Source organism: Frankia sp. Hr75.2 (assembly GCF_949319125.1).
In the GTDB taxonomy this organism is placed as follows: domain Bacteria; phylum Actinomycetota; class Actinomycetes; order Frankiales; family Frankiaceae; genus Parafrankia; species Parafrankia soli.
Genome location: NZ_CASGGV010000321.1, coordinates 1 through 10,722 on the forward strand (window position 1 = coordinate 1; position 10,722 = coordinate 10,722).

At 73.8% G+C, this 10,722-nt stretch carries 13 protein-coding genes; 6 read left to right on the forward strand and 7 right to left on the reverse strand.

Annotated features, from left to right (window positions below):
• Positions 1 to 193: 193 nt before the first annotated feature.
• Positions 194 to 853, forward strand: a complete 660-nt coding sequence (locus tag AC559T_RS28970; protein ID WP_498870736.1) for a TetR/AcrR family transcriptional regulator — start codon at positions 194 to 196, stop codon at positions 851 to 853.
• 10 nt (positions 854 to 863) lie between these two features.
• Here AC559T_RS28970 and AC559T_RS28975 read toward each other — a convergent pair whose 3' ends face one another.
• Positions 864 to 2,279 carry a bifunctional adenosylcobinamide kinase/adenosylcobinamide-phosphate guanylyltransferase gene (locus tag AC559T_RS28975; RefSeq protein WP_498870737.1) on the reverse strand — a complete coding sequence of 472 codons (1,416 nt, stop codon included), beginning with the start codon at positions 2,277 to 2,279 and terminating at the stop codon, positions 864 to 866.
• Between the two features lie 19 nt (positions 2,280 to 2,298).
• Positions 2,299 to 2,475 carry a hypothetical protein gene (locus AC559T_RS28980; protein WP_165938622.1) on the reverse strand — a complete coding sequence of 59 codons (177 nt, stop codon included), beginning with the start codon at positions 2,473 to 2,475 and terminating at the stop codon, positions 2,299 to 2,301.
• A gap of 294 nt (positions 2,476 to 2,769) precedes the next feature.
• On the opposite strand from AC559T_RS28980, the gene AC559T_RS28985 reads away from it, so the two are divergent.
• From AC559T_RS28985 to AC559T_RS28995, 3 genes are all read left to right on the forward strand, one after another.
• Positions 2,770 to 2,982 (forward strand): hypothetical protein, encoded by a 213-nt coding sequence (locus AC559T_RS28985; RefSeq protein ID WP_020459398.1) that lies wholly within the window; start codon positions 2,770 to 2,772, stop codon positions 2,980 to 2,982.
• A gap of 178 nt (positions 2,983 to 3,160) precedes the next feature.
• The gene (locus AC559T_RS28990) at positions 3,161 to 3,655 is read left to right on the forward strand and encodes a nitroreductase/quinone reductase family protein (RefSeq protein ID WP_071061964.1); all 495 of its coding nucleotides are present in this window, start codon (positions 3,161 to 3,163) and stop codon (positions 3,653 to 3,655) included.
• The gene (locus AC559T_RS28995; protein ID WP_071061962.1) at positions 3,655 to 4,305 is read left to right on the forward strand and encodes a TetR/AcrR family transcriptional regulator; all 651 of its coding nucleotides are present in this window, start codon (positions 3,655 to 3,657) and stop codon (positions 4,303 to 4,305) included. Before AC559T_RS28990 ends, AC559T_RS28995 begins: the two co-directional genes overlap by 1 nt.
• A 25-nt stretch (positions 4,306 to 4,330) precedes the next feature.
• Here AC559T_RS28995 and AC559T_RS29000 read toward each other — a convergent pair whose 3' ends face one another.
• From AC559T_RS29000 to nadA, 3 genes are all read right to left on the reverse strand, one after another.
• On the reverse strand, positions 4,331 to 5,305 hold the full coding sequence (locus AC559T_RS29000) for an aldo/keto reductase family protein (RefSeq protein WP_498870738.1): 975 nt from the start codon (positions 5,303 to 5,305) through the stop codon (positions 4,331 to 4,333).
• Between the two features lie 108 nt (positions 5,306 to 5,413).
• Positions 5,414 to 6,043 (reverse strand): DUF3043 domain-containing protein, encoded by a 630-nt coding sequence (locus tag AC559T_RS29005; RefSeq protein ID WP_071061957.1) that lies wholly within the window; start codon positions 6,041 to 6,043, stop codon positions 5,414 to 5,416.
• The gene (gene nadA, locus AC559T_RS29010; RefSeq protein WP_112105673.1) at positions 6,043 to 7,230 is read right to left on the reverse strand and encodes a quinolinate synthase NadA; all 1,188 of its coding nucleotides are present in this window, start codon (positions 7,228 to 7,230) and stop codon (positions 6,043 to 6,045) included. The genes AC559T_RS29005 and nadA overlap by 1 nt, the downstream gene beginning before the upstream one ends.
• Before the next feature lie 384 nt (positions 7,231 to 7,614).
• Here nadA and erpA point away from each other — a divergent pair, with 384 nt between their 5' ends.
• Together erpA and AC559T_RS29020 are read left to right on the forward strand one after the other, a co-directional pair.
• Positions 7,615 to 7,977 carry an iron-sulfur cluster insertion protein ErpA gene (gene erpA / locus AC559T_RS29015; protein WP_020459404.1) on the forward strand — a complete coding sequence of 121 codons (363 nt, stop codon included), beginning with the start codon at positions 7,615 to 7,617 and terminating at the stop codon, positions 7,975 to 7,977.
• A 242-nt stretch (positions 7,978 to 8,219) separates the two neighbouring features.
• The gene (locus AC559T_RS29020; protein WP_071061952.1) at positions 8,220 to 9,200 is read left to right on the forward strand and encodes a carbohydrate kinase family protein; all 981 of its coding nucleotides are present in this window, start codon (positions 8,220 to 8,222) and stop codon (positions 9,198 to 9,200) included.
• Between the two features lie 10 nt (positions 9,201 to 9,210).
• Here AC559T_RS29020 and AC559T_RS29025 read toward each other — a convergent pair whose 3' ends face one another.
• A complete protein-coding gene (locus AC559T_RS29025; protein WP_020459406.1) occupies positions 9,211 to 9,450 on the reverse strand; it encodes a sulfurtransferase TusA family protein in 240 nt (79 codons plus the stop codon).
• Complete coding sequence (locus AC559T_RS29030; protein ID WP_112105675.1) at positions 9,447 to 10,613, reverse strand: cysteine desulfurase family protein; 1,167 nt, start codon at positions 10,611 to 10,613, stop codon at positions 9,447 to 9,449. The genes AC559T_RS29025 and AC559T_RS29030 overlap by 4 nt, the downstream gene beginning before the upstream one ends.
• Between the last annotated feature and the right edge of the window lie 109 nt (positions 10,614 to 10,722).

Genomic DNA, 10,722 nt, shown 5'->3' on the forward strand with positions numbered 1-10,722 from the left:
CGCGTGGGCTCCTGGTGGGCCACGGGGGCGCGCCGCTGCCGGTGCGCCGCGGCATGAGCGCCGGGAGCTTTAGTGTCACTACAATAGTGACACTAATTGGACCGTCAACCGGCTTGCGTCGCTCCCGCTGTCCCCGCCACTCCCACTGCCCGGCGTCCGGTCCCGCCCCGGCGCGACAGCCCGAGGAGCCGCCATGAGCCTTCCGGTCGACCAGCACACGGACGGGAGCGATCCAGCCCGGCAGACGCGCCGCTACGACAGCCCGGTGCGCCGGGCGCAGACCGCGCAGACGCGGGAGCGCATAGTCGCCGCCGGGACGGCGCTGGTCCACTCGTTCCCGACCTGGGACTGGCGAGGCCTGACGTTCCGCGCGGTCGCCGAGCGCGCCGGCGTGAGCAAGCGGACCGTGCACCGCTACTTCACCACCGAGGGCGAGCTGCACGACGCCATCCTTCGCAACCTCGAGAAGGAGGCCGGGGTCGTCTACGAAGGCCTCGACCTGGACAACCTCGCCGACACCGCGGCCGGCGGGCTGGCGACCCTGGACCGCTTCGCCGCCTCGCCGGGCCTGAGCGGGGAAGCCGTCGAGCCCACCCGCGCCGCCGACCGCCGCCGGCGCGAGGCGCTCGCCCGCGCGGTCGCCCCGCCGACGGAGGAATGGACCGACACCCAGCGGCGGATGGCGGCCGCGATCCTGGACATCCTCTGGACCGGGCACGTCTACGAACGGCTGGTCACCGCCTGGAAGCTCGACCTGGACGCGGCGACGGGCGCGGTCACCTGGGCACTGGACCTGCTGGCGGACGGCATCCGCGAGGACCACCGGCCGCAGCCGCGACCGCCCGCGCGGTAACCCGGCTGGGTCAGGCGGGCCGCAGCCGGGTGGCCAGGCCGGCGACGGCCAGCCACACCTCGTCGGACTCGGCGGCGAGCCGTGCGTTGACCTGACCGAGGCGGTCGGCGAACAGCCGCCCGGCGGCGGTCGGCGCCACCGCCCCCGACCCGACCTCGTCCGTCACCGCCACCACCCGCCGGCGCGTGGCGCGCCAGGCCTCGACGAGCCGGTCGACCGCCGCGCCGAAGTCCGGATCGTCCAGCCGGGCCGCCACCCACAGCGAGACGCTGTCGACGAGCAGCGCCGGCCCGGGGGAGCGCAGCAGCGGCTCCAGCTCCTGGGTCTCCACGGTGTGCCACCGGGCCGGCCGGCGTTCCCGGTGGACGGCGACCCGCGCGGCCCACTCGGGATCGGACCCGTCCGGCGCCCACCCGGTGGCGACGTAGACGACCTCGGGCTCTGCCCGCAGCCAGTCCTCGGCCTGGGCGGACTTTCCCGACCGGGTGCCACCGGTGATCAGTACCCGGCGTGGCGCCGCCGTGCCGCCGTCCGGGAGGGCCCCGCCGGGTGGGATCTCCAGGACGCTGCCGTCCGGCGGGGCCTCGGCTCCGATGCGGGCGAGCCGTGCCGTCAGCTCGCCACCGGGCGGGTTGCGGTGGCTGAGGTGGACGGCGAGCACCCGGGTCGAGGGCACGACCGCGCCCAGGCCGCGCAGCTCGGCGACCAGCTCGGCGAAGTCCGGGAGGTCGAGATGCTCCCCGAACCCGGGCCGGTCGCCGTTGTTCTCCTCCAGCAGCACGACGTCGAACGCGCGGCCGGCCAGCGCGGCGAGCGTCGCGGGCGGCAGCGGCACGGCGGTGTCGCACCCGTACAGCAGGCGCGCCCCGTCCGGCGCGGTGACGTCGTAGAGCACCGCCGGCCCGATGCTGTCGTCACCGTGCCGGGCCGCCACCGGGCGGACCAGGTAACCCGGCCCGCCGGGCCTGTGGGGCTCGCCCGGCTCGGTGGGCTCGCCCGGCCCGCCGAGCTCGAGGTGATCGCCGGCGACGGCCGGGAGCAGGCGCAGCGGGGAGCCCTCGCCCGGCTCGGTGCCCTCCCAGCGACACAGGAAGGCCCGGCACACCTCCAGCGCGGCCGGCGGCGCGACGACGTCCAGCGGCTGGTCGGCGACGGTCGACCAGGACCGCCACATCAGCGCCTCCGGGCCGAGGTGGTCGGGATGGGCGTGCCCGACGAGGACGTGGCGCAGCCCCGCCAGGCTCACCCCGAACCGGGACGCCGCCCGCGGCACGTCCGGACCGAAGTCGATGAGCAGCCGGTCGTCGACGAGCACGGCCGTCTGGCCGCGGGGCTCGTGCGCCCGGGCCCATGCGCAGGAGGCGCACTCGCACCACGGGTTCGGCCATCCGTCGGCCGAGCCCGTACCCAGCAGCGTGAGCCGCACCGCGCCGGACCCCGGGCGATCAGGAGTGCGAGTGCGGGTGGCGCTTGCGCTCCCACAGCGTCATCAGCGTCAGGACCACGGCGAGCGCCGCGATCGCGCCGAAGGTGAGCAGGCAGGCGGCCCACCAGACCATTCCCCCGTCGTGGTGCTCGGTTGTCTCGGCGAGTACCGCCGCGGCGGTGTAGGCGGGTGTCACTGGTGCCTTCCTTTCTCCGGGCTGAACCGTGCTGCTCGTGTGTCACTCGCGGGTCTCGACGTTACCGACCTTCGGGTCGCCGGTGCCTTGCTCGTGGGCCGATCCACGGGCTGGCGCGGATCCGTCCCGTCCCGCGGTGGGTCGCGCCGCGGATGAGTTGCTCATCGCCAGCGGCGCGGGACGGCCTCGCGTCCGGTCCGGACGCGCTTTGATGGTGTGGTGGGCATTTCCCGGGGTCGGTGGTGGCCCCGGCTCGGTGGCCGAGGCCGCCGGACGTCGGGAAGGACGTGGACCGTGAGCTGGACCTGGCGGTATGAGGGAGAGGACGGCTCGGTCGTGGCGGTCGGCGGCGCGGACGGGTCGGAGTCGTTCACCAGCCAGGGGGACGCCGAGACGTGGATCGGCGAGACCTGGCGAGAGTTGCTGGATCTGGGCGTGACGCAGGTGAGTCTGCTGGAGGCGGGCCGGCGCGTCTACGGGCCGATGAGCCTGCGCCCGGTGACCTGAGGGCCGCCTCCCCGGCTGCCAGGCCGGCCCCTGCCCGCGGGTAGCAGAGCCCGCGGACCAAGTCCCACCGAACGGGCCCGAACGGGTTGACACCCCCTCGGCTAACAGTGTTAGCCTTACCTCGTTGGCTAACGTTGTTAGCCAACAATCGGAGCCCGAGAAGACAGGGGAGATCACAATGGCGAGCAGCGGCGCGAACCCGATCGGCGACACCCGGGACGACGACGCCCGGCACTACCGGCGGCCCAACTGGTTCACGAACACGTTCCTCAACCGCCCGGTCGCGCTGGTCACCCGGGCCGGGCTGAGCCTGTGGGGGAGCCGGGTGCTCGAGGTCCGCGGTCGCACGTCCGGCGAGACCCGGCGGTTGCCGGTGAACCTGCTCACGCTGGAGGGACGGCAGTACCTGGTCTCCGCGCGCGGGCACAGCCAGTGGGTCCGCAACGTGCGGGCCGCCGACGGCGAGCTGGCGCTCGTCGTGGGGCGCCGGCGGGTCCGCTACCGTGCGGCCGAGCTCGCCGGCGATGAGAAGATCCCGGTGCTGCGGGCGTACCTGAAGAAGTGGAAGGCGGAGGTCGGCGTGTTCTTCGACGGCGTGGGCCCGGAGTCGGCCGACGAGGAGCTGGGCCGGATCGCGCCGCGGCACCCGGTCTTCATCCTCGCCGCCGCCTGATGACGGACCTGCGGCTGCCGGCGGCGCCGCGGCCGGCGGACACGGGGCCACCTGCGGACACGGGACTGCCGGCGGACCCGCCGCGGCCGGCCGTGCCGGTTGAGCGGGTCGCGCTGCGCCCGACGCCGCCCACACGGTCGCCGCGGGTGACGGAGATCATCGGCGCGGCCCGGCGCCTGCTGGAGGACGAGGGCGTGGGGTCGCTCACGATGCGTCGGCTCGGCGAGGTGCTCGGCATCCGCGCGCCGTCGCTGTACAAGCATCTGCCGGGCAAGCACGCGGTCGAGGCGGCCCTGGTCGAGACCGCGCTGTGGGAGGCGGGGGACGCCCTGCACCGCGTGGTCGACGGGGCCGGCCCGGGCGACGTCGTCGGCCGGCTGCTGGCCGAGTACCGGCGGTACGCCCTGGCCCACCCCAACCTGTACCGGCTTACCGCGGTCGACCCGCTCGGGCGCGAGGGCCTGACGGCCGGCCTGGAGGACTGGTCGGGTGAGCCGTTCTACCGGGCCACCGGTGAGCCGTACGCGGCGCAGGCCCTGTGGGCCGCGGCGCACGGCGCGGTCGTGCTGGAGCTGGCGAACCGGTTCCTGCCCGGCTCGGACCTCGACCGGACGTGGGCGGCGCTGGCTGCGGCCTTCACCGCCCACTGAACCCCCGGGCGCCGCGCGGTGGCGGTCAGGCCTCCGGCTCGGTGGTCGCCACGCCGGCGAGCACCTTGTCGATGCGGGCGAGCAGCTCCGGCTCCAGGACGACGCCGGCCGCCCCGACGTTGTCCTTGACCTGCTCGGGCCGGGAGGCGCCGACGATCGCGGACGCCACGTTGTCGTTCTGCAGGACCCAGGCGATGGCGAGCTGCGCCATCGTCAGGCCGGCCTCCGTGGCGATCGGGCGCAGGTGCTGCACGGCCGTCAGGACCTCGTCGGACATGAAACGGGCGATGAAGCCCGCGCCGGTCGCGCCGGTCGCCCGGCTGCCGGTGGGCGGCGGCTGCCCGGGCAGGTACTTGCCGGTCAGCACGCCCTGGGCGATCGGCGACCAGACGATCTGGGAGATGCCCAGCGTGCGGGAGGTCGGCACCACCTCGGCCTCGATGGTGCGCCACAGCATCGAGTACTGCGGCTGGTTGGAGATGATCCTGTCCAGGCCGAGCTCGGCGGCGATCCGCGCGGCGTCGGCGATCTGCGCCGCCGTCCACTCCGAGACGCCGACGTAGAGGACCTTGCCGGCGCGCACCAGGTCGTCGAAGGCGCGCAGCGTCTCCTCTAGCGGGACCGTCGGGTCGTAGCGGTGGGCCTGGTAGAGGTCGATGTGGTCGGTGCCGAGCCGGCGCAGCGAGTTGTGCGCGGACTCGATGATGTGCTTGCGCCCCAGGCCCTTGTCGTTCTCGCCGGGGCCGGTCGGCCAGAAGACCTTGGTGAACAGCTCGTAGGACTCCCGGCGGACCCCGGCCAGGGCCTCGCCGAGAACCGACTCGGCGCGGGTCTGGGCGTACACGTCGGCCGTGTCGAACGTGGTGATTCCCTCGTCGAGCGCAGCGTGCACGCAGGCCTTCGCCGTGTCGGCCTCGATCTGGTCACCGTGGGTGATCCAGTTGCCGTAGGAGATCTCGCTGACGGACAGTCCACTCCGCCCGAGGCGTCGATGCTTCACACCGGAACACTACGCACCAGCTCCCGGGCCCGGCCAACGTCCGGCCGTGCCTCGTAGTGCCCACCGCCGAGCCGCGAGCCGCCGGTCGCGAGCGACAGCTGTCGGCCGTCAGCTGTCGCCGCGGGACACCCGGGGGCGGGGCATCCGCCAGCGGCGCGGCAGCAGGGCCCGCTGCGCGGCGTAGGCACGCACGCGGACGCTGGAGTCCGGGTACTTCTCGGCCACCCGCCGGCTCACCTGCCGCGACAGCACGATCGAGTCGGCGACCACGGCAACGATCCCGAGCAGCATGACGTAGGTGGCGACGAGCCGGACGTAGGAGTTCGGCACCAGCCCGCCGACGAAGTACACCACCGCCGCGGCCAGGAAGAACGGGCCGATGTTGATCCGGGTGTCGACGAAGTCCCGGGCCAGGACGCGTTCCGGCGCCCGCTCGCGGGGCGGCAGGCGGCTGACGTCGCCGGCCATCATCGCGGCGCGGTACTGCTGGCTCTGCGCCCGCCGGTCCTCCCGCTCGATCTTGCGGGCGTCCTTGCGGTTCGCCGGGGTGCGCACCGCGCCGCCGCGGGTCCGCGCGGCGCGTGCCTCGGACCGCTTCGGGGTCGGCCGGCCCTTGCCGGCGGTGACCCGGGCGCTCGCGCCGGCGTCACCGTCGGCCTGGTCGACCGCGCCGGCGGACGGCTCCTCGTTCTCCGGGCCGGGCGCGGGCTCGGGGCTCCGCTTCTTCAGCAGCGCCATCAGGGCAGGGTCAACATCTGGTCTAGGGCCTTCCGGGAATAGGTCGCGACCTCGGGGTCGACGGTGATGCGGTTGACGGTCTCACCGCGCGCGAGCGCCTCGAGCGCCCACACCAGGTGCGGCATGTCGATGCGGTTCATCGTGGAGCAGAAGCACACCGTACGGTCGAGAAAGACGATCGTCTTGTCAGGATGGCGGTTCGCCAGCCGTTGTACCAGGTTCAGCTCGGTTCCCACGGCGAATGACGACCCGGGCGGGGCCTCGTCCACGACCTTGATGATGTACTCGGTGGAACCGACCAGGTCAGCGGCGCTCACGACCTCGCGCCGGCATTCCGGGTGCACCAGGACCTGTACCCCCGGCACCCGCTCGCGCACCTCGTCCACGCATTCCCGGGTGAACCGCCCGTGCACCGAGCAGTGCCCGCGCCACAGGATCATGCGTGCGTCGCGCAGCTGCGCGCGGCTCAGACCGCCGCCGGGCCGCCGCGGGTCGTAGACCACGCAGTCGGCCTCGGACATGCCCAGCTTGTCGATCGCGGTGTTGCGGCCCAGGTGCTGGTCCGGCAGGAAGATCACCCGCTGGCCGCCCCGCTCGCCGAAGGCCCAGTCCAGAGCCCGCTCGGCGTTCGACGAGGTGCAGATCGTGCCGCCGTGGCGGCCGGTGAACGCCTTGATCGCCGCCGAGGAGTTCATGTAGCTGACCGGCACCGTGCCGGTGGCGACGCCGGCGTCGAGGAGGTCGTCCCAGGCCTGCTCGACCTGCTCGGCGGTGGCCATGTCGGCCATCGAGCAGCCGGCGGCCAGGTCGGGGAGGATCACCCGCTGGTGGTCGGCGGTGAGGATGTCGGCGCTCTCGGCCATGAAGTGCACGCCGCAGAACACGATCGCGCTCGCCGCCGGCCGGGCGGCGGCCTGCTGGGCGAGCTTGAAGGAGTCCCCGGTCACATCCGCGAAGGCGATGACGTCGTCACGCTGGTAGTGGTGGCCCAGGATGAAGACGTCGTCGCCGAGCGCGGCCTTGGCGGCGGCGGCCCGCCTGGCGAGGTCGGGATCAGCGGCCGGGGGGAGATCGCCGGGGCACTCCACGCCCCGTTCGCTCCCCGGGTCGGCGTCGCGCCCGAGCAGGAGCATGGCGAGCGGTGAGGCGGTGACGCCCAGGCGTTCCAGGGCCGGGTTGGTGGTCATGTCCGCTCCTTCGGGCGACCGACCGGGGGCCCGGTCGCCTCGCTCGCTGTTCGTGGCCTCGCTGTGGGCCGCCTGCTAATGGTCGTTCAGACTCTAACTCCGGAACGCCTGGTCTGCGCGAACTTGGTCCGGTCGGGCCCCGGGGGCCTGGTCCGGTCGGGCCCCGGATGGCGGACGGATGTCACTTGCGCGTCGTGGCCGACCCGCGAGTCGCTGGCTACGATGGGAAGCGGATCCTGCCTCGCGGTGTTGAGCAGGAACGGCGGCACAGCAGGTGCCGCCCGTGGGGAGCCGTCGCCCGTTGGCGTCTCCTCGCGTAAGCCGCCTTGGGTACCAGCAAGCCTGGTGAACCAGGCACGTCCACAAGGGCAGGGAGCAGCCCCTATGACCGTGCAGGACACAACCGAGACCGAGACCAGGCCGAGCAGCGTCGTTCTCACCGACACGGCCGCCGGCAAGGTGAAGACCCTGCTCGAGCAGGAGGGGAGGGATGACCTCCAGCTCCGGATCGCCGTGCAGCCCGGCGGCTGCTCTGGCATGCGCTACCAGCTCTTCTTTGACGAGCGCCAGCTCGACGGCGACACGGTGCTCGACTTCTCGGGGGTCAAGGTGGCCGTCGACCGGATGAGCTACCCCTACCTCGGCGGCGCGACGATCGACTTCGTCGACACGATCGAGAAGCAGGGCTTCACGATCGACAACCCGAACGCGCAGGGCTCCTGCGCGTGTGGCGACTCCTTCCACTGATCGGGCGCGGGCGGGCGCGGGCCGTCCCGGTGGGCCGCGTCTCGTCTCCGGTCGGCGGGGGAGGTAGCTGATCCCTCGATACGGAACCCGGTGTGGTGCTTCTTGCCACACCGGGTTCCGCCATTTCCGCCCCTGTTCCGAACGCCCGCCCCTGTTCCGAAACGGTCGAAGGTCGGACGCAGGGTCACTGTGGGGCGACGTCCCTCCGGGGTGCGCGGGGGCTGCCGGTAGGCTGCTCCATCGTGCGTATTGCCGTGACTGGTTCCATCGCCACCGACCACCTCATGCGCTTTCCCGGGCGGTTCGCCGAGCAGCTGCTCGCCGACCAGCTCGAGCGGGTCTCGCTGTCGTTCCTCGTGGACGAGCTCATGATCCGCCGCGGTGGGGTCGCCGCGAACATCTCCTTCGGTCTGGGGCGCCTCGGCCTGCACCCGATCCTGGTGGGAGCGGTCGGGGAGGACTTCGCCGACTACCGCTCCTGGCTCGACCGGCATGGTGTCGACACCGCGTCGGTCTGGGTGAGTGAGATCGCTCACACCGCCCGCTTCGTGTGCACCACGGACAACGACCTCTGCCAGATCGCGTCCTTCTACCCGGGCGCGATGAGCGAGGCGGCCAGCATCGAGCTGCGCCCGGTCGCGGAGCGCCTGGGCGGGCTCGACCTGGTGGTGATCAGCCCCAACGACCCGCAGGCGATGGTCCGGCACACCGAGGAGTGCCGCGAGCGCGGATACTCCTTCGCGGCCGACCCGTCCCAGCAGCTCGCCCGGATGGAGGGCGACGACATCCGTTCGCTGATCGACGGCGCGGCCTACCTGTTCTGCAACGAGTACGAGAAGGCTCTGCTCGCGTCGAAGACCGGGTGGAACGACGAGGAGATCCTCGGCCGCGTCGGCGTGCGCGTCACCACCCTGGGCAAGGACGGCGTCGTCATCGAGGCGCCCGGCGCCGCGGCGGTCAAGGTGCCGGTGGTCCCGGCGCGCTGCACCCCCGACCCCACCGGGGTGGGGGACGCCTTCCGGGCCGGGTTCCTCGCCGGGCTGTCCTGGGAGCTGTCGCACGAGCGGTCCGCGCAGGTGGGATGCCTGCTGGCGACCCTGGTGCTCGAGACGGTCGGCACCCAGGAGTACAGCGCCGATCAGGACGACATCGTGAAGCGCCTCACCGAGGCCTACGGCCCGGAGGCGGCCGCGGAGGTCGCCGCGCGCCTGCAGGCGTTCTGACCCAGGTGTCTCAACCCAGGCGGCGGACGAGGTAGGAGCCCGGCCCAGCGCCGGGTGCGGCGGTGAGCAGGTCGTGGCCCCGCATCCGGCACCAGGCGGCCACGTCGGCCGCGGCGGCCGGGTCGTCGGCGAGCAGCTCGATGATCTCGCCCACATCGACGTCGCCGATCCGCCGCGCGAGCTCGATGATCGGGATGGGGCAGCGCCGTCCGCGCGCGTCCACGACCGCCGCCGGCGAGCCGTCGTTCACAGGCCTGCCGCCCCGGCGCGCTCGCGGACGGCGCGCACGGCGGGCGGCAGCGCGTCGAGCAGCGCCTCCAGGTCGGCGTCGGTGGAGTCCCGCCCGAACGACACGCGGAGGTTGCCGTGGGTCAGCGCGCCCATCGCCACCAGGACGTGGCTGGGCGTCAGGGTGTCCGAGGTGCAGCTCGACCCGGAGCTGACGGCGATGCCGGCACGGTCGAGCTCGTCCAGGAGTGCCTCGCCCGCGACGTAAAGGCATGAGAAGGCCACGATGTGCGGCACTCCCACCGCCGGGTCGGCGCCGCCGGGGCCGAGCAGCTCGACGTCCTCGACGAGCTCCGGCAGGCGCCGGCGGAGGCGCTCGGTGTAGCCGGCGAGCCGGGGCGCCTCCGCGTCGATCTCGGTGGCGCGCACGGCGAGCGCGGCAGCCGTGGCGACGACGGCGGGAACGTTCGGGAAGCCGGGAACCCGCCCGTGCTCCCGCTCGTCCGCCGGCAGCGGGTTGGCCCACCTGGTGCCCGTGCGGACGGCGAGGATGCCCACCCCGGGCGGCCCGCCGAACTTGTGCGCGCTCGCGGTGAGCAGGTCCGCGCCCAGCGCGGCGAGGTCGACGGGAACCCGCCCGACCGTCGTCGCCGCGTCGGTGAGCAGCGGCACCCCGCGCCGGCGCAGCGCCCGCGCGACCGCCGCGACCGGCTGGACGGTGCCCACCTCGTGGTTGGCGTGCTGCAGGGCGGCCACGGCCGTTCCCGGGTGGGCGTCGAGCGCGGCCTCGAACGCGGCCGGGTCGGCGCGGCCGAGGCCGTCCACACCGATCGTGACGACCTCGCCGCCGGCACGTTCGTGGCGCTGCGCGGCGTGCAGGACGCTGGAGTGTTCCACGGCACTGACCACAACCACCCGCCCGGCGCGGCGGCGGGCGGCGGCGGTGCCGAGCAGCGCCTGGTGCGCCGCGGCCGTCCCGCTCGCGGTGAAGCTGATCTCGCTGGTCCGGGCGCCGAGGACGCCGGCGACGGTCTCCCGGGCGGCGTCGAGGAGCATCCGCGCGCGGCGGCCCTCGCGGTAGAGCCGTGCGGGGTCGGCCCAGCCGTCGTCGAGCGCGGCGAGCAGGGCCTCCCGGGCGACCGGATGCAGCGGCGTGGTCGACGCGTGGTCGAGATAGGCCGGCACGAGAGTGACGCTACGCCCGTCCCGGAGCAGCTGGCCGGACGTTGCGGGGCCGCGTGGGGGCATTCGCGCAGCCAGGCGGGGCGGCGGGGAAAGGGCTTGCGGGGTGCCG

What these genes read in the sequence shown, in the direction of transcription:
- AC559T_RS28990 (WP_071061964.1), top strand. Translation starts at nt 3,161, where the DNA reads ATGGCGAGCAGCGGCGCGAACCCGATCGGCGACACCCGGGACGACGAC.
- AC559T_RS28970 (WP_498870736.1), top strand. Translation starts at nt 194, where the DNA reads ATGAGCCTTCCGGTCGACCAGCACACGGACGGGAGCGATCCAGCCCGG.
- erpA (WP_020459404.1), top strand. Translation starts at nt 7,615, where the DNA reads ATGACCGTGCAGGACACAACCGAGACCGAGACCAGGCCGAGCAGCGTC.
- nadA (WP_112105673.1), bottom strand. Translation starts at nt 7,230, where the DNA reads ATGACCACCAACCCGGCCCTGGAACGCCTGGGCGTCACCGCCTCACCG.
- AC559T_RS29005 (WP_071061957.1), bottom strand. Translation starts at nt 6,043, where the DNA reads ATGGCGCTGCTGAAGAAGCGGAGCCCCGAGCCCGCGCCCGGCCCGGAG.
- AC559T_RS28995 (WP_071061962.1), top strand. Translation starts at nt 3,655, where the DNA reads ATGACGGACCTGCGGCTGCCGGCGGCGCCGCGGCCGGCGGACACGGGG.